Source organism: Sphingomonas echinoides ATCC 14820 (assembly GCF_000241465.1).
In the GTDB taxonomy this organism is placed as follows: domain Bacteria; phylum Pseudomonadota; class Alphaproteobacteria; order Sphingomonadales; family Sphingomonadaceae; genus Sphingomonas; species Sphingomonas echinoides.
Genome location: NZ_JH584235.1, coordinates 3,225,065 through 3,242,364 on the forward strand (window position 1 = coordinate 3,225,065; position 17,300 = coordinate 3,242,364).

12 protein-coding genes are annotated in these 17,300 nt (G+C 65.4%); 7 read left to right on the forward strand and 5 right to left on the reverse strand.

Annotated elements, in window-relative coordinates; translation table 11 throughout:
* The first annotated feature begins 169 nt into the window (after positions 1–169).
* Positions 170–2,008, forward strand: a complete 1,839-nt coding sequence (locus ON00_RS14980; protein WP_010407118.1) for a methyl-accepting chemotaxis protein — start codon at positions 170–172, stop codon at positions 2,006–2,008.
* Between the two features lie 60 nt (positions 2,009–2,068).
* Here ON00_RS14980 and ON00_RS14985 read toward each other — a convergent pair whose 3' ends face one another.
* Positions 2,069–4,813: a [protein-PII] uridylyltransferase gene (locus tag ON00_RS14985; protein WP_029622950.1), complete on the reverse strand. Its 2,745-nt coding sequence runs from the start codon at positions 4,811–4,813 to the stop codon at positions 2,069–2,071.
* A 168-nt stretch (positions 4,814–4,981) separates the two neighbouring features.
* Between ON00_RS14985 and ON00_RS14990 the strand changes: the two genes are divergently transcribed.
* Positions 4,982–5,668 carry a GNAT family N-acetyltransferase gene (locus ON00_RS14990; protein ID WP_010407123.1) on the forward strand — a complete coding sequence of 229 codons (687 nt, stop codon included), beginning with the start codon at positions 4,982–4,984 and terminating at the stop codon, positions 5,666–5,668.
* 4 nt (positions 5,669–5,672) lie between these two features.
* Here the strand turns inward: ON00_RS14990 and mutS are convergent, their stop codons facing one another.
* Together mutS and ON00_RS15000 are read right to left on the reverse strand one after the other, a co-directional pair.
* Positions 5,673–8,246 (reverse strand): DNA mismatch repair protein MutS, encoded by a 2,574-nt coding sequence (gene mutS, locus ON00_RS14995; protein WP_029622952.1) that lies wholly within the window; start codon positions 8,244–8,246, stop codon positions 5,673–5,675.
* A gap of 76 nt (positions 8,247–8,322) precedes the next feature.
* Entirely contained in the window at positions 8,323–9,075 is a 753-nt protein-coding gene (locus tag ON00_RS15000) for an SDR family oxidoreductase (protein WP_010407128.1), read from the reverse strand.
* A gap of 100 nt (positions 9,076–9,175) precedes the next feature.
* Between ON00_RS15000 and ON00_RS15005 the strand changes: the two genes are divergently transcribed.
* From ON00_RS15005 to ON00_RS15015, 3 genes are all read left to right on the forward strand, one after another.
* The gene (locus ON00_RS15005; RefSeq protein ID WP_010407130.1) at positions 9,176–9,562 is read left to right on the forward strand and encodes a winged helix-turn-helix transcriptional regulator; all 387 of its coding nucleotides are present in this window, start codon (positions 9,176–9,178) and stop codon (positions 9,560–9,562) included.
* A gap of 59 nt (positions 9,563–9,621) precedes the next feature.
* Positions 9,622–11,880 (forward strand): NADP-dependent malic enzyme, encoded by a 2,259-nt coding sequence (locus ON00_RS15010; protein WP_010407132.1) that lies wholly within the window; start codon positions 9,622–9,624, stop codon positions 11,878–11,880.
* Between the two features lie 290 nt (positions 11,881–12,170).
* Positions 12,171–13,109, forward strand: coding sequence for an MlaA family lipoprotein (locus ON00_RS15015; protein ID WP_010407133.1), 939 nt, complete (start codon positions 12,171–12,173; stop codon positions 13,107–13,109).
* On the opposite strand, the gene ON00_RS15020 is transcribed toward ON00_RS15015, so the two are convergent.
* A complete protein-coding gene (locus ON00_RS15020) occupies positions 13,106–14,176 on the reverse strand; it encodes a sensor histidine kinase (RefSeq protein ID WP_010407135.1) in 1,071 nt (356 codons plus the stop codon). The genes ON00_RS15015 and ON00_RS15020 overlap by 4 nt on opposite strands.
* A 260-nt stretch (positions 14,177–14,436) precedes the next feature.
* Here ON00_RS15020 and ON00_RS15025 point away from each other — a divergent pair, with 260 nt between their 5' ends.
* A complete protein-coding gene (locus ON00_RS15025; protein ID WP_010407138.1) occupies positions 14,437–15,732 on the forward strand; it encodes a glycoside hydrolase family 130 protein in 1,296 nt (431 codons plus the stop codon).
* Positions 15,733–15,772: 40 nt separating this feature from the next.
* Entirely contained in the window at positions 15,773–16,429 is a 657-nt protein-coding gene (locus tag ON00_RS15030) for a retropepsin-like aspartic protease family protein (RefSeq protein WP_050810927.1), read from the forward strand.
* Positions 16,430–16,488: 59 nt separating this feature from the next.
* Here ON00_RS15030 and ON00_RS15035 read toward each other — a convergent pair whose 3' ends face one another.
* A complete protein-coding gene (locus ON00_RS15035) occupies positions 16,489–17,277 on the reverse strand; it encodes an SDR family oxidoreductase (RefSeq protein ID WP_010407142.1) in 789 nt (262 codons plus the stop codon).
* Between the last annotated feature and the right edge of the window lie 23 nt (positions 17,278–17,300).

Genomic DNA, 17,300 nt, shown 5'->3' on the forward strand with positions numbered 1-17,300 from the left:
GCGAAAATGCGGGAGCGGAATCCCTCATAAAGCCGACGCTTCGCCCGTCATATCCGCCAAACCTATGGCTTTCGGGCCCCCCTGCTGTCGCTCGAAATCAAATCCCGCCGCTCGCCCGCTAACGCTTTGCCACCGCCTATAAAGAGGGCAGGGCAAGAAGGATTATGCGATGCGTTTGAATATCGGCCGTCGACTGAATCTTCTTACTTTGGCGGCGCTGTGCGCGATGACGCTTGGTCTTGGCGTCGCGCTGCTGCGCTTGGGCGATGTCATGTTGCACGATGTTGCCACGCAGACGCGTGCCACGCTGGAAACCGCTTATGGCGTCGTGGAACAGTATCAGGCGCAGGAGGCCGACGGTCGCCTCACCCGCGAACAGGCGCAGGCGGGCGCGCTCTCCACGCTCCGCAAGATGCGCTACAACGGCAAAGAGTATTTCTGGGTCAACGATCTGTTGCCGCGCATGATCATGCATCCGGTCAAGCCGGAGCTGGAGGGCAAGGATTTGCGCCAGACCACTGATCCGGATGGTCGCTTTCCGTTTGTGGAGTTTGTCAAGGCGGCCGAGCGCAACCCGGACGGGGACTTTGTCGCCTATCGCTGGCCCAAGCCGGGCTCGGAGGCACCGCAGCCCAAAATCTCCTTCGTGAAGAAGTTCGCGCCCTGGGGCTGGGTGATCGGCACCGGCGCGTACCAGACCGATGCCTGGGCGGCGATCTGGGGTGAAGCGTCCTTGCTGGTTGGCCTTGCGCTGCTCGGAATTCTGGCGATGGCGGCGCTGGGTTGGTTGCTCGCCCGCTCGATCACGCGGCCGCTCAACGCGCTGACGGCGCGCATGGGGGCGCTTCAGGCGGGGGACACCGCGACCGACATTCCCGGTCTCGCCAGGTCTGACGAATTGGGTGACATGGCGCGCGCCCTCGGCACCTTCCGCGATGTGGCGGTGGCCAAGGCAGCCGCCGATCGCGCCAAGGCGGCGGAAGATATCGCGCAGCATGCGGTGGTCGATACGCTTTCACGCCACTTGAAGGCGATGTCGGACGGTGATCTGACCGCGCAGATTCGCGAAGAGTTTCCGGATAACTATCAGGAGCTTAAACAGAATTATAACGGCGCGGTCGGTGATCTGCGCGAGCTGATGGCCTCGGTCACCGATGCGTGTCACGGCATCCGCACCGGCTCCAACGAGATCGCGCTGGCGGCGGATGACCTAGCCCGGCGCTCCGAGGGCAATGCCGCCAGTCTCGAAAAGGCGTCTGCGTCGCTGACACAGATGGAGGGCGTGCTGGTGCAGACGGCGCGATCGGCGGGCCAGACCGTCGATCAGACCGAGCAAGCGGTGTCGAACGTGGTCGCCGGTCGCAACACCGCCGAGCATGCCGTGTCGGCAATGAGCCGTGTGCTGGACGGCGCGAAGGGGATTGATAGCGTCATCGAAGGCCTCGACAAGATCGCGTTCCAGACGCGTGTCCTGGCGATGAATGCGGCGGTCGAAGCGGGGCGCGCAGGCGACGCCGGACGCGGCTTCGCCGTCGTCGCCGACCTGGTCTCGGCGCTGGCAATGCGGTCCGAAGAGGAGGCGAAGCGCGCGCGCGGGCAGTTGACCGCGACCCAGGAGGATATCAGCACCGCCGTTGGTGCGGTGCAGAATGTCGATGGCGCTCTGTCCAATATTTCCGGCAGCGTGGAGCAAGTATTGTCGCTGGTGTCGCGCATGGCCGCGGAAAACCGGACACAAGCCACCACGATCAAGGAGATCGCCGGAGCGGTGAACGATATCGACCGGGCGACCCAGCAAAATGCCGCGATGGTGGAGCAGACCTCCGCCGCCGCGCGCAACCTGGCAACCGAAGTCGATGGTCTCGATCGCAATGCCAGCCGGTTCAAGACCCGCGATACCGACGGCGCACGGGTGGGGGCCAAGGTCCGCGACCATCGCGGCGATGCGGGCGGCAGTTCCGCACGGCGACCAAAGGCGATCGCATCGGGCGGATTTCAGGTGCATTGACCGGAGCGACGTGGATTGCCTGCGGGACAGGCTCTCGCAGCGATCCCGCCCCGGCAGACTTTACGCCGCGTCCGTCATCCGCTCCCCCGCCGCGGCACCGAGCAAGCGGCGCTCGATCGTCTTCAGCCGACTCGGCGCGGCAATCTTGTCGCCCGTCAAATCGGTCAGATAGAAGGTGTCGACGGCGCGCTCGCCATAGGTTGCGACATGCGCCGAATGGATCGTCACCTTAGACTGGAACAGCGCGTGCGCCAGTTGGTGCAACAAGGCCGGCCGATCACGCGCGTTGATTTCTATGACGGTGAAGCGGTTCGACGCCTTATTGTCGATCAGCACGTTGGGCGCGATCGCAAACGCTTCCGCGCGCGGGCGGGTCAGCGGCTTGGCCATCAGCCGGTCGATCATCTTCCCGCGATTGGCAAGCGCGTCTTCGATCGCCTGTTTCAGCCGCGACAGCTGCGCGCTTTCGTCGAACGGGCGACCAAAGGGATCCTGCACCAGGAAATTGTCGAGCGCCATGCCGTCGCGGGTGGTGTGGATGCGCGCGTCGATAATGTTCCCGCCGCCGACGCTGATCGCCCCGGCGATGCGGTAGAACAGCCCCGGATGATCGGCGGCGTAGACGGTGACCAGCGTCGCGCCGCGTTCGGGATAGACTTGCGCGGTGATCGACAATTGCGCGTCGCCCGCCTCGGCAATCAGCCGGGCGTTGCGGGCGATCACGTCCTCGGGCTCGGCCACCCAATAAGGTTCGGGCAAGCGGCGCACGAGATGGTCAAACTGCGCAGCATCCCAGCTCAGCAGCGCTTGTAGAGCCTCCTGCTTGGCGGCGATCCGCTCGCCGCGCCCCTTTTGCTTGTGCCCGAGCCGCAGCACTTCCTCGGCGGATTCGTACAGGTCGGACAGCAATTGCCGTTTCCACCCGTTCCACACGCCGGGGCCGACCGCGCGAATGTCGACGACCGTCAGCAGCAGCAGCAGCCGCAGCCGCTCGGGGCTTTGCACCGCTTCGGCAAAGTCGAGGATGGTCTTGAAGTCCGACAGGTCGCGCTTGAACGCGGTCGCCGACATCAGCAGATGGTAGCGCACCAGCCACGCCACCGTCTCGGTCTCGGCCGGGCTCAGCCCCAGGCGCGGGCACAGCCGGTGCGCGACCTCCGCCCCCAGCACCGAGTGATCGCCACCTCGTCCCTTGGCGATGTCGTGCAGCAGCACCGCGACAAAGAGCGCGCGGCGGGACACGATCTGTTTCAGCAGCACCGTGCACAGCGGATGGTCGGTCTCCAGCTCGCCATGCTCGATCCGGCTGAGCAGCCCGATCGCGCGGATGGTGTGTTCGTCGACGGTGTAGTGATGGTACATGTCGAACTGCATCTGCGCGACGACGCGGCCGAAATCGGGCACGAAGCGGCCGAACACGCCCGCCTCGTTCATCCAGCGCAGCACGGTTTCGGGGTCGCGCGGCGAGGTGAGCATCTCAAGGAACAGCGCGTTGGCGGTCGGATCCTGCCGGATGTCGTCGGCCAGCTTCGCGTCGCGCGCGGCGGCGCGCATCGCCAGCGGGTGGATTTCCAGCCCGTGTTTGTCGGCGAGCGCGAACAGCTCGATCAGCCGTACGGGCTTCTCAGCAAGAAAGCCGTCATTGGGGATGGCCAGCCGACCGCGCGTAAGGGTGAAGCCGTTCAGCTTGCGTGGGGAACGCCGCAGCGTCGGAAAGCCGAAGCGCCGCCCACGCGCCGCGAACTTCTCATCGAGATGCGCCAGGAACACGCCGGTGAGGTCGCCCGCAGTGCGCGCCTGCAGGAAGTAATAATGCATGAAGCGCTCGACCTTGGATTTGCCGGGGCGATCGGCAAAGCGCATTCGCTCGGCAATTTCGCGCTGCAAATCGAAGGTCAGCCGGTCTTCCGCGCGGCCGGAAATGGCGTGGAGGTGGCAGCGCACCGCCCACAGGAAATTCTCGGCGCGGTAGAACTGGCGATATTCATCGCGGCTGAGCAGCCCGGCCTCGACCAGCTCGGCGGGTTCGGTGACGTTATAGGCATATTTGCCGATCCAGAAGAGCGTGTGCAGATCGCGCAGGCCGCCCTTCGCTTCCTTAACGTTGGGTTCGACGACATAGCGCGTGTCGCCCATCTTGTGGTGGCGCACATCGCGCTCGGCGAGCTTATCGGCGATGAACTGGCGTGCGGTGTCCGCCTGCACCTCGGCTTTGAAGCGCCGCGCGGCCTCGTCATACAGCGCCTGGTCGCCCCACACATAGCGCGCCTCGAGCAAGGCGGTGCGGATCGTCACGTCGCTCTTGGCCTGCCGCACCATCTCGTCGAGCGAACGGCTGCTATGGCCGACTTTCAGCCCCAGATCCCACAAAGCATAGAGCATCGTCTCGATCACTTGCTCGGCCCAGGGCGGTTGTTTGGCCGGGGTGAGGAAGCCAACATCGACGTCCGAATAGGGGGCCATCTCGCCGCGCCCATAGCCGCCGACCGCGATGATCGTGATGCGTTCTGCCGCCGTCGGGTTGCTGGCCGGATATAGTCGCTGGACGGTGAAGTCGTATAACAGGCGCAGTAATTGATCGACCAGAAAGGCCTGTCCGGCGGCCGCCTCCAGCCCGCGCGAGGGATGCTCGATCAGCCGCCGCCCGATCTCGGCGCGGCCGGCGTCGAGCGCTTGCTTGAGCAAGACGGTGGCGGCGCTCCGCAAAGTGTTGCGATCCCCCTCCAGTGCGGCGAGCGCATCGGCGACGGTGCGCCGATCGATGATCGAACGGCGTTGCGGGAGGGTTTCAAAGCGTGGCGGCATGCGTTCCAGATAGGGGGTCGGGCGATCCGCGTCCACGCGCGATCCGCATGGCGTCGTGGCCAAAGCTTGTCGTGCCGCGGTGTCATGATGCACAGTGTCGGAGGGTGGCGCGGTTTGATGGCAAGGGCCGGGATGCGCCGCGCCGCGCTTCTCGGGTGTAAGGGGCCAATGACCAACCTGCCATTCTCGCCGCTCGATCGACCGATCTGGCACAGTCTCACTGGTCGTCAGGGGGCGCTGGCGATTGGCGACGCCCGCGCGCTGCGTTTCCGGCCTGACGTCAATCTGTTTGGCGAGGCCGCCTGCGATTCATCGGAGGCATTGGCCGCGCTCGCCGCGCTTGTCCCGGACGGCGGCACGCTCGGCCTGATCGGGGTGGGCCCAGCCGTGCTGCCGCCGGGGACGGCGATCGTGTCGGAGCGGCAGCTCGACCAGATGGTCGCGACCCGGCTGCACCGCGCGGCGCGCGACGTGGACATCGTGCGCTTGGGGGATGACGATGCGCCCGAGATGCTGGCGCTGGCAACGCTGACCGCGCCGGGCCCGTTCTTCGCGGCGACGCACCTGCAAGGCGGTTATATCGGGGTGCGCCGCGCCGGGCGATTGGTCGCGATGGCGGGCGAGCGGATGAAGGTGCCGGGTTTCAGCGAGGTGAGCGCGGTCTGCACGCATCCTGACTTTCGCGGGCAAGGCTTTGCACGGGCGTTGATGGAAGCGGTGATCGCGCCGCTGATCGCGGGAGGAGAGGGCGTGTTTCTCCATAGCTATGCCGACAATCCGGCGGTGGCGCTGTACCGCGCGCTCGGCTTCGAGACGCGGCGGGAGCTGACGTACACGGTGATCAAGCGGGCGTAGCGCGTTACTCCCGCGCCAGCGCCTTCAGCCGGTAGAGCGTTTCCAGCGCTTCACGCGGGGTGAGCGCGTCGACGTCGAGCGTCTCCACCTCGGCGCGGATCGCGTCGGCTTGCTCTTCCTCCACCTCCATCGCGGCCGCGAAGAGCGGCAGATCGTCGAGACCCGCGGCCAGCCCACCGGTCTTGGCGCGGCCCGCTTCCAGCTTTGCCAGCACCGCCTTGGCGCGCGCGATCGTCGCAGGCGGCAGCCCCGCGAGCCGCGCCACCGCGAGGCCATAACTGCGATCGGCCGGGCCTTCGGACACTTCGTGCAGCAACACCAGCTCGCCCTTCCACTCGCGCGCGCGGACGTGGTGGAGGGTGAGCGCATCACAGCGTTCGGCGAGCCGCGTCAGCTCGTGATAATGTGTGGCGAACAGGCAGCGGCAGCGATTGTCGTCGTGGATCGCCTCGACCACCGACCAGGCAATGGCGAGCCCGTCATAGGTCGAGGTGCCGCGCCCGACTTCGTCGAGGATGACGAAGCTGCGCGGCGTGGCCTGCGCCAGAATGGCGGCGGTCTCGACCATTTCGACCATGAAGGTCGAGCGACCGCGCGCGAGATTGTCCGACGCGCCGACTCGGCTGAACAGCCGGTCGACCAGTCCGAGCGTCGCGCTGGCGGCGGGGACGTAGCTGCCCGCTTGCGCCAGCACCGCGATGGCGGCGTTCTGGCGCAGGAAGGTCGATTTACCGCCCATATTGGGGCCGGTGACGAGCCACAGGCGCGAGTCTTCCGACAAGCGACAATCATTGGCGACGAAGCGTTCGCCGCGCTTGGCCAGCGCATCCTCGACCACCGGGTGCCGCCCGCCGACAATGTCGAAACAGGCATGCTCGACCAGATCGGGCCGGGCCCAGCCGCCTTCCGCCGCGCGCTCGGCATGGCTGGCGGCGACATCGAGCCGTGCCAGCGCATCCGCGGTCGCCGCCACCGCCTCGCGCCGGTCGAGCGCGGCGGCGATCAGGTCTTCGAGATGCGCCGCCTCGGCTGCGAGCGCGTGGGCACCGGCTTGCGTTACCTTGGCGGCGACTTCGTGCAGTTCGGGCGCGTTGAAGCGCACCGCGCCCGCCATCGTCTGGCGGTGGATGAAGCCGCTATCGGGCTTCATCAAACCATCGGCCGCGCGCGCAGGGACTTCGATATGATAGCCGAGCACGCCATTGTGGCGGATCTTGAGCTGGGCGACGCCGGTGCGGGCGCGATAGTCAGCCTCGAGCGCGGCGATCGCGCGTCGGCCGCCCGCGCCCGCATCGCGCAGATCGTCGAGCGCGGCGTCATAGCCTGCCGCGATATAGCCGCCGTCCGAGGCGTCGATCGGCGGGGAGGGGACGAGGGCCCGGCTGAGCAAGTCGATCAGCGCGCCATGTCCGCGCAGGCGCGGGGCGAGCTCCGCCAGCAACGCAGGTGGCGCGGCGATCGCGTCGAGCCGCTCGCCCAAGCGCCACGCGCCGTCGAGCCCGTCGCGCAACTGGCCGAGATCGCGCGGGGAACCGCGCCCCGCCGCCAGCCGCCCGAGCGCGCGGCCGATATCGGCCATGCTGCGCAGCGTGCCGCGCAGCGATTCGCGCAAGGCGCTATCCTCGGCCAGCAAAGTGACCAGATCGAGCCGCGCCTCGATCCGCGCGCGTTCCATCAGTGGTGCGCCGAGGTCGGCGGCGAGCAGGCGTGCGCCCGCCGCCGTCACCGTGCGGTCGATCGCGTCGAGCAAGCTGCCCTTGCGCGCGCCGCTCGTCGTCTGGGTCAGTTCCAGGCTTTCACGCGTGGCGGCATCGATCGCCATGTGCTGCGCGCTCTGGCCGAGACGGGGCGGGCGCAGGAACGGCATCGCGCCCTTGGCGGTGTGATCGAGATAGGCTACGAGCCCGCCCGCAGCCGACAAGGCCGCACGGTCGAACTGGCCGAAGCCGTCGAGCGTCGCCACCGCGTACAGGTCCTTCAGCCGCGCTTCGCCGCGCGCGCTGTCAAACTCGCCGCGCGGGCGCAGCATCGTCGCCAATTCGGCAAAGGCACTCGCTTCGGACGCGATCGTCTCGGCCGGGCTGAGACGGGCGATTTCCGCGGGCAGCCCGGCGGCATCGCAGGCGATCAGCTCGAAGCGACCGGTCGAGATGTCGGCGGCGGCGATGGCGACCGCGCCGCCCGCTTCGCCGATGGCAGCGCACCAATTGGCGGCGCGCGCATCGAGCAAAGCTTCCTCGGTCAGCGTGCCCGCCGTCACCACGCGGACGATGGCGCGCGCCACCAAGGTCTTGCCCGCGCGCTTCTTGGCGTCGGCGGGGCTTTCGGTCTGTTCGGCAATGGCGACGCGGTGCCCGGCCTTGATCAGCCGTGCGAGATAGGCGTCGGCGGCATGGACCGGCACGCCGCACATCGGGATCGGCACGCCGTCTTGCTCGCCGCGCGCCGTCAGCGCGATGTCGAGCACGGCGGCGGCGACCTTGGCGTCTTCGAAGAACATCTCGAAGAAATCGCCCATGCGGTAGAACAGCAGGCAATCGCTCGCCTCTGCCTTGAGCGCGAAATATTGCGCCATCATCGGGGTGAGAGCGGGGGTTGGTGCTGGCGCCATCGCCGTCTGATACCGCCCGCCCTCCCGAAAGGAAACCGCCGCGTCAGTGGCTTTGGTTGAGCGCGGCAAAGACCGCGTCATAGCGCCCCTCATGCTCGGCATCGCGCAGGAATTTGACGCGCTCGACGGCGTTCTCAGGCCCGTGCGGATTGGCTTCCAGCAGTGCCATCGTCTCGGCGATATAGGCGTCGAGCGGCATCGAATTGGGGTTTTCGGCATGACCCGGCATCAGATCGGTCGCGACGGCAGGCGGGGCGATTTCGATGACGTCGATGCCCGTATCGGCGAGCTGCGCGCGCAACGACTGCGACCAGCTGTGGATCGCCGCCTTGGTTGCGCTGTAGGTCGGTGTCGCCACCAAGGGCACGAACGCAAGGCCCGACGACACGGTGAGGATCGCGGGGTTCGCCTGCTTGCGCAGGTGCGGCAGCAAAGCCGCAGTCAGCCGGATCGGCCCCAGTAAATTGGTCGCGATCATCGCCTCGGCATCGCTCAGATCATAAGGCTGCGCCGTCATGTCTTCGGCGCGCATGATCCCGGCATTGTGGATCACGACGTTGAGCGCCGGGTGCTCGCTGGCGACAGTGTCGGCGAAGCGCGCGATGTCGGCTGCGTCGGAAACGTCGAGCACGGCGGTGCGGATTCCCGGGCGATCGCGCGCGAGCGCTTCGAGTGGCTCGGCGCGACGGCCAGCGACGATGACGTGGTTGCCGCGCGCCTGGAATTGCTCGGCGAGCGCGCGACCGATGCCGGTGCCGCCGCCGGTGATGAGGATGGTGTTGCCGCTGATGTTCATGGGTATTGCTCCTGTCGTTCGGTTGACAAAGCCCCTAAAAGCTGCGCTTTCCATTGGAAAGTAGGCACGTAAAAGTGCGGTACTTACCAATAGGAAACCAATGGCCGTTTCGCACGAATATCCCGAAAATCTGGACCCGCGCGTCGAGGCCTTGGTCACCGAGGTGATCGGGCGCGTTGCCGACAAATGGACGATGATCGTGCTCGAAGTGCTGACCGAGCATGGCGAGCTTCGCTTCTCGCGCCTCGCCCAGCTTGCCGAGGGCATCTCCCAGAAGATGTTGACCCAGACGCTGCGCCAGATGGAGCGCGACGGACTGGTGATCCGGACGATCCATCCCGTTATTCCGCCCAAGGTGGAGTATCGCCTGACCGATCTCGGCTTCACGCTTTCCGAGGCGTTTTGCGGCGTGTGGGCGTGGGCGGCGCACAATGTCGATCGCATTGCCGAGGCGCGGCGGTCCTTCGATAGTCGTAACGGCAACTAGGGCCGTTTCCTTCCGCCCAAAGTGTTTCTAAGACGACGCCGATCCAGGAGGCCTCCCCGATGACTGAAGATTCGAACGTCCAATTTTCCGAGCGCGAGGCGCTGCTGTTCCATTCGGAAGGTCGGCCGGGCAAGATCGAGATCGTCGCGTCCAAGCCGATGGCGACGCAGCGCGACCTGGCGCTGGCCTATTCGCCGGGCGTCGCGGTGCCGGTGCTGGCGATCGCGGCGGACCCGAGCCTGGCTTATGATTACACGGCCAAGGGCAATCTCGTCGCGGTCATCTCCAACGGCACGGCGATTCTGGGCCTGGGCAATCTCGGCGCGCTTGCGTCCAAGCCAGTGATGGAAGGCAAGGCCGTCCTGTTCAAGCGCTTCGCCGATGTCGATGCGATCGATATCGAGCTGAAGACCGAGGATGCCGACCGGCTGATCGACGCGATCGAACTGATGGAGCCGAGCTTTGGCGGCATCAATCTGGAGGACATCAAGTCCCCCGAATGCTTCATCATCGAGCAGACGCTGCGCCAGCGCATGAACATTCCGGTGTTCCATGACGATCAGCACGGCACCGCGATCATTTGCGCGGCAGGCTTGATCAACGCGCTGTTCCTGACCGGGCGCGACATCAAGGACACCAAGGTGGTGATGAACGGCGCGGGCGCGGCGGCGATCGCTTGCGCGGAACTCATCAAGGCGATGGGTCTGCCGAGCGACCAGCTGACGATGGTCGATCTGGGCGGGGTGATCTATCAGGGCCGTGCCGACATCAACCAATGGCAGTCGGCGCATGCCGTCGCCACCGACAAGCGCACGCTGGCCGAAGCGCTGGACGGTGCGGACGTGTTCGTCGGCCTCTCGGCCGCGGGCGCGCTGCCGGCCGAATATCTGATGAAGATGGCGCCCAAGCCGATCATCTTCGCCATGGCCAATCCCGACCCCGAAATCACGCCGCCCGAAGCCAAGGCGGCGCGGCCCGATGCGATCATCGCCACGGGGCGTTCGGATTATCCGAATCAGGTCAACAATGTGCTTGGCTTCCCGTTCATCTTCCGCGGCGCGCTCGATGTGCGCGCGACGACGATCAACGACGAAATGAAGCTGGCGGCCGCGCGCGCGCTGGCGGCGCTGGCGCGCCAGCAAGTGGCCGAGGAAGTGGCGGTGGCGTATGGCGTGCGCCACACCTTCGGCCCCGATTACATCATCCCCGCACCCTTCGACCCGCGCCTGATGGAGATCGTGCCGGTCGCGGTGGCCAAGGCGGCGATGGATTCGGGCGTGGCGACCAAGCCGATCCTCGATCTGGAGGCGTATCGCCAGACGCTGAAGGCGCGGCTCAACCCTACCACCTCGGTGCTGACGCTCGCATATGAAGGGGCAAAGGCGCATCCCAAGCGCGTGTTGTTCGCAGAAGGCGAAGAAGAAGTCGTGCTGCGCGCGGCGATCGCGTTCAAGGATGGCGGCTATGGCACGCCGGTGCTGGTCGGGCGCGACGACGTGCCCGAGCGGCTGCGCGCGCTCGGCGTTACCGACCCCGACAGCTACGAGTTGCACAACAGCCGCAAGTCGCCGCTGGTGCCGCGCATGGTCGATTTCCTCTACGAGCGCCTGCAGCGGCGCGGCTATCTGCGCCGCGATTGCGAGCGGATGATCAACCAGGATCGCAACATCTTCGGCGCGGTGCTGCTGCAACTGGGCGAGGCCGATGCGATGATCACCGGCATCACCCGCACCTATGCCCACACCATGCGCGAAATCCGCCGCGTGATCGATCCGGAAGCGGGGCGCACGCCGTTCGGCATTCATTTGATGGTCGGGCAAAGCCACACGGTGTTCATGGCCGACACGACCGTGAACGAGCGTCCTACCGCCGAGGAACTGGCCGACATGGCCGAGCAGACGGCGTTGGTGGCCAAGCGCATGGGGCATGAACCACGCGTGGCGTTCCTCAGCTATTCGACCTTCGGCAACCCATCGGGCAATTGGATCGACAATATCCGCGGTGCGGTGCAGGTGCTCGACGGGCGCAAGGTCAGCTTCGAATATGAAGGCGAAATGGCGCCGGACGTGGCGCTCAACCCCAAGCAGCTCGCCAACTATCCGTTTGCGCGGCTGTCCGGCCCGGCCAATGTGCTGATCATGCCGGGGCTGCAATCCGCCAATATCTCGGCAAAATTGCTGCGCGAGCTGGGCGGGGACGCGGTGATCGGCCCGATGCTGGTCGGCATGGAAAAATCGGTGCAGATCGCGCCGATGACGTCGACGGCGAGTGAACTCGTCACGCTGGCGGTGCTGGCCGCCGGCGGTATCGCCCGGTAACGCGCCTTCAGCGGCGTGGCAGCCGGTTGATTTGGCGATGCGCGACCTCGCGCCGAATGCGTTCGGGCAGGGTCGACGCGAGAATTGGGGAAAACCTTAAAGTAGGATTGAGGATTTCTGCCGCTGGTGTCGTCACACACATAGCGGGGGCTTGGCGTATTCCATTTTGCCCCGTGGGCGGAAGTTAGGAAACGACAATTGGCGTCTTCCCTAAGAGTGCGGCAGGAAGACTCGATCGTCAGCTTTGCCGGTCATGACGCCCTTTGTCGGTGTCGGACAGGAGCAGATGTGTGAGCATTCCGATCTGGGTGACCGCGATGCTGGTGACGGGCACGCCGGTGGCCGACGGCGATGTGCAGGCAAGCCCGCCAGCCGAACTGATCATGGCGGGCACTCTGCAACCGTTTTCGACGGTCTCGCTGATCGCCCCGGAGACCGCGGATCTTGTCGCACCCGACGCCGCCATGGTGTCGCCTGCTGCCCCGATTCCGCCCGAAGAACCGGAAGAGTCGCAAGACATCGTCGTCATGGCACGTCCACGAAACGCCGCAAATGATCCGATCGCGGCGATCAACACCGAATCCTTCAAGGCCACGCAGGCGGTGGACCGTGCCTTTGTCGGGCCGCTCGCTTTGGCGTATAAGCGCGGCGTTCCGACACCGGTGCGCAGTGGCATCCGCAACTTCATCTACAATCTGCGCGAGCCGATCGTGTTCGTGAACTTCCTGCTGCAGCATAAAGTGGGCAAGGCCGCCGAGACGCTCGGGCGGTTTGTCGTCAATTCCAGCGTCGGCGTCGGCGGCGTTTTCGACATGGCCAAGCGTCGTCCGATCCATTTGCCGCGCCGCCCGAACGGCTTTGCCGACACGCTCGGGTTTTACGGCGTGAAGCCCGGCCCGTTTTTGTTCCTGCCGCTGATCGGCCCCACGACATTGCGCGATTTCGTGGGCGACACGGTCGATCGGCTGGTGTTGCCACTGGCGGTCGGAAAACCCTTCAACCGGGCTGCCTTCACCATCCCGGTCAGCGTGCTGGGGGTGCTTGACCGGCGCGCCGAAAATGACGAGCTGTTCCACGAGCTCCATACCGGACCGACCGATCCGTATGTCGCCACGCGCACCTTCTATTTGAAGCGGCGCCAGGCCGAGATCGACGATCTGCATGGCAAGCATCGTAGCGTGCCCGCGACCCCGATGCCGACGACAACAGGTGCGACCGCTAAACCTTAAACGGCGGGTGCTGGTGTCGGCGGCGCATCTGCGGATTGCGCGGCGGTGAAATGATGCTCCAGGGTGACGCGAGTCCCCGGCGCGGCATCCGTCACGGTGACGCTGGCATCCATCTGCTTGGCGAGCGCCTGCACGATATTGGTACCCAGCCCGGCCTTGATCGGGCCCGGCTGCATTGTCATGCCGATTCCATCGTCGCTCACCGAGAGCGCCCAATCGGCACCGCTGCGCTGATAATCGACCGCGATCTTGCCGTGCCGTCCATCGGGGAACGCATGCTTGAGCGCGTTGATGACCAACTCCGTCACCACCAGACCAAGGCTGACCGATATATTGGCCTGGACCTGCTCCCGGGCACTGGTGACTTCGATCGAGATCTGGTCATGATCATGGATCATCGATGCCCCGATGCTCTCGCACAATTGGTGCAGGTATGGACCGACATCGACCTTGTCGAGCGAGGCGACCGCCAATTGCCGCTGGATCGCCGCGACCGACATCACGCGGCTGTGCGCGTCCCGCAAATGCCCGCGCACCTCTTCCGACTGAACCTTGCGGGCGCTCTGCAGCAATACGCTGGCGATGATCTGCAAACTGTTCGCGACGCGGTGCTGCAATTCCTGCAGCAACACGCTCTTGTCATGAACCAGATCGTCATTCATTTTTTCGGCGATGCGAGCATCGGTGACGTCCGATATGGCAAGCAACAGCCGCGGTTCGGCACCCACGCCATAACTGAGCTTATGCGCGTTCAGGACCAGGCACCGTGTGCCAAGGCCGGGGCGCTTCAAGTCGAATTCGTAATTCTTGACTTCAGCGAGCCCGGACGCCGTTGCCTTGAGGAGCGATTGCAGTTGCGGAATGGCCCATTCGCCGTTGCCCAGATCGGCAAAGGTCTTGCCGACGATCGTCTTGGGATCGATGTCGAAGGCTGCGCAAAAGGCGTCGCTGGCGACGATGACGGCGCGATTTTCGTCCAGCAACAGCACGGGCGCGTGGGAGGAGCCAACCACCGCGAGGGCAAGATTGAGGCCGAGTTCGGCATCGGGAGAAACGGGAGACGGCATCGGAACCCTTTCGGTCCCGGGCGTTCCGTGTGGACGCTATTCGGGCGCGGTCACAGCGGGCCGGTGGGTGTATGTACCATGGGCGTGCCGATTCCCGGCACCAATTCGTCCGCGCGCGCCATCGAGCATGGGTAACCTCCGCCGTTTGTGACTGCCGTACCAATGGCATAAGGCGACGATCGGCGCTGGATCGTCGCCGATCCCCGCACGTTCAGGCGGCTGCGTTGCGGGATTGCGGCGGCGGATTCGAAAGGAATGCAATGGCGGACGTTCAGCTCAAACTTGACCATAGCAGCGTTATTCTGCGGCCTGACCCATCGCGCACGGTCGTGCGGCCGTTTTCGCTCGACTATCCCACCCAATTTCAGCGCGAAGGGCACAGCCGCACCCAGACGATCGTCGATCGCGTGCTGACGTTGACCGGCGATGCGCTGGCGGCGGAGTTGGCGTTGATCGTGGACTCGCTGGATGAGCGGCACCGCGATGTCGATGCGATGTTGCTGCGGCGTTATGATGAGATCGCTGGCGCTTTGCCGGTGCCGCCAGTGGCATCGGAGGGGCAACGCCGTTTGATCGGGGCGTATTTCAGCGAAGAATTTTCGTATGAGGCCGCCGCCTTGTTCAACCCGAGCGCGGTCGTAGCGCCCGACCAGACGGACGTCGAGGCGGGCGCGGTACGCTTTGTCCTGTCGTTGCGCGGCATTGGCGAAGGGCATGTTTCCTCTGTCGCATTTCGCACCGGCACTTGGCTGCCCGGCGGCGCGCTCAAGATCGATCCGCCAAGCCTGGTTGCCGTGCCGCCGATCATCGATGGCACCGATGTCGATGCTGGGGCGGTGACGATGCTGCGTTGCGGGGGTAGTCGCGATATTTCCGAGACGGTGCTGTTTCCGGTACTGCCAAGCCAGCGCCAGGGGATTGAGGATTTGCGCCTCGTCCACTTCACCGAGGAAGATGGCAGCACGACCTATTACGGCACCTATACCGCCTTCAGCGGAGCCGCAGCGCGCCCGGAATTGTTGTCGAGCGATGACTTTCGCAGCTTCACGATGCGGGCGCTGACTGGGGACGCCGCGGGGGCCAAGGGTATGGCGCTGTTCCCGCAGCGCGTCGGTGGGCGGTTTATGATGCTTGGGCGGCAGGATAGCGAAAGCATCTGGCTGCATGCCTCCGACGACATTCTGCATTGGGCGGGCGGTGGCAAGATCGTCTCGCCGCGTTACCCGTGGGAGTTCGTGCAGATGGGCAATTGTGGCTCGCCGATCGAGATCGACGAGGGTTGGCTGGTGTTCACCCACGGCGTCGGGATGGTGCGCAATTACTGTGTCGGCGCGTGCCTGCTCGACAAGGCCGACCCGTCACGCTTGCTTGCGCGCACGCCTGAGCCGATCCTCACGCCAAGCCCGCTCGAGCGCGACGGTTATGTGCCCAATGTGGTCTATAGCTGTGGCGTGTTGGCAAAGGGGCGCGACCTGTTGATCCCATATGGCGTGGCCGACAATTTCACCGCGTTCGCCACGACCACGGTCGATCAGTTGCTCGCGGTGATGGCCTAGTCAGCCTTCATAAAGCTGCGCCCGCTATTATATTTGGGTGGTGAACACGCTTCCGGATCTTGGGCCGCACGGCTCGCTCTATCTGCTGGTCGTCGCTGTCGTGGCGGTGATGGTGCTCGCGCGGCGTATTCCGGTGATCGGGCGGTTCCTCGCTTTTGCGATGACGGCCGGATGCCTGGTGCTGGTCGCTTTGCTGCTGATGGAGCGCGCGCCGTTCGACCCGACCTTCGCCCGCGTGGCGCAGCGCTTCGAGCTTGGCGGGCAGCGCGTGGTCGGCAAGGAGATGCGCGTGCCGATGGCGGCGGACGGGCATTTCTGGGTGCACGTGAAGCTGGGCGGGATCGAGCGGCGGATGCTGGTCGATAGCGGGGCGACCGTGACCGCGATTTCGGTTGACACTGCTGCTGCAGCGGGGATCGAACCGAGCGATTCGCTAATGCCGGTGATGATGCAGACCGCCAATGGCACGGTGGCGGCACAAACCGCGACGGTGCCGGAACTGCGCATCGGCAATGTCGTTGCGCGCGATTTGCCGGTGGTGGTGTCGCCCGCCTTTGGCGACATGAACGTGGTGGGGATGAACTTCCTGTCGCGCCTCAAATCCTGGCGGGTGGAGGACGGTGTCATGATTTTGCAGCCGCATCACCCAACCAAGTCCCTGTCGCTTGGCGAGAGGGAAGCGGCCCGCCCGGCCTAGTTGGCTGGGGAGGGTGGGGACGACACTGGCGTCACCCCCACACCCCCAGGCGAGCGGGGTTAGGCGTCGATGCTTGTGCCTAGTGCTGCATGGACCAGCCCGCCATCGACGGTGATGGTATCGCCCACCACATAATCGCCCGCGCGACTGGCGAGGTAGATCGCGGCACCCGCCATATCTTCATCGACGCCGATGCGTTTGGCGGGGATGCTCTGCGCGATCGCCGAACCATGGTCGCGCGCGGCCTTGTTCATCTCGCTGGCAAAGGCCCCCGGCGCGATCGAGGTGACGTTGATGTGATCGGTGATGAGCCGCGCCGCCATCCGCTTGGTGAGGTAGATCAGCGCCGCTTTGGAGGCCTGATAGCTGTACGTCTCCCATGGGTTCAGGCGCTGGCCGTCGATCGAGGTGATGTTGATGACCTTGGCCGGATGCCCGGCGCTGGCGGCGGCTTTCAGCGGGGCGTGCAGCGCCTGGGTCAGGAAGAAAGGCGATTTGACGTTGAGGTCCATCACCTTGTCCCAGCCTTTTTCCGGAAACACCTCGAACGGTTCGCCCCAGGCCGCCCCTGCATTGTTGACCAGAATGTCGAGCCGGTCGCTATGTTCCGCCAGCTGTGCCGCGAGCGCCTTGCACCCGGCCACCGTCGACACGTCCTGCGGCAGCGCGATGCACTTCTCGCCCAGTTCTGCAGCGGTTTCGAAACAGGCATCGGCCTTGCGCGACGAGATATAGACGGTCGCGCCCTGCGCGATGAAGCCGGTCGCGATCATCTTGCCGATGCCGCGCGAGCCGCCGGTGACAAGGGCGATGCGGCCGTCGAGGCGGAACAGGGTAGTGGTGTCCATTTTATATCTCCCTCTCCCCTTCA

Bases quoted from the DNA above. Each gene is read 5' to 3' on its own strand.
- ON00_RS14980 (WP_010407118.1), top strand. From the start codon at position 170: ATGCGTTTGAATATCGGCCGTCGACTGAATCTTCTTACTTTGGCGGCG.
- ON00_RS14985 (WP_029622950.1), bottom strand. From the start codon at position 4,813: ATGCCGCCACGCTTTGAAACCCTCCCGCAACGCCGTTCGATCATCGAT.
- ON00_RS14990 (WP_010407123.1), top strand. From the start codon at position 4,982: ATGACCAACCTGCCATTCTCGCCGCTCGATCGACCGATCTGGCACAGT.
- mutS (WP_029622952.1), bottom strand. From the start codon at position 8,246: ATGATGGCGCAATATTTCGCGCTCAAGGCAGAGGCGAGCGATTGCCTG.
- ON00_RS15000 (WP_010407128.1), bottom strand. From the start codon at position 9,075: ATGAACATCAGCGGCAACACCATCCTCATCACCGGCGGCGGCACCGGC.
- ON00_RS15005 (WP_010407130.1), top strand. From the start codon at position 9,176: ATGGCCGTTTCGCACGAATATCCCGAAAATCTGGACCCGCGCGTCGAG.
- ON00_RS15010 (WP_010407132.1), top strand. From the start codon at position 9,622: ATGACTGAAGATTCGAACGTCCAATTTTCCGAGCGCGAGGCGCTGCTG.
- ON00_RS15020 (WP_010407135.1), bottom strand. From the start codon at position 14,176: ATGCCGTCTCCCGTTTCTCCCGATGCCGAACTCGGCCTCAATCTTGCC.
- ON00_RS15025 (WP_010407138.1), top strand. From the start codon at position 14,437: ATGGCGGACGTTCAGCTCAAACTTGACCATAGCAGCGTTATTCTGCGG.
- ON00_RS15035 (WP_010407142.1), bottom strand. From the start codon at position 17,277: ATGGACACCACTACCCTGTTCCGCCTCGACGGCCGCATCGCCCTTGTC.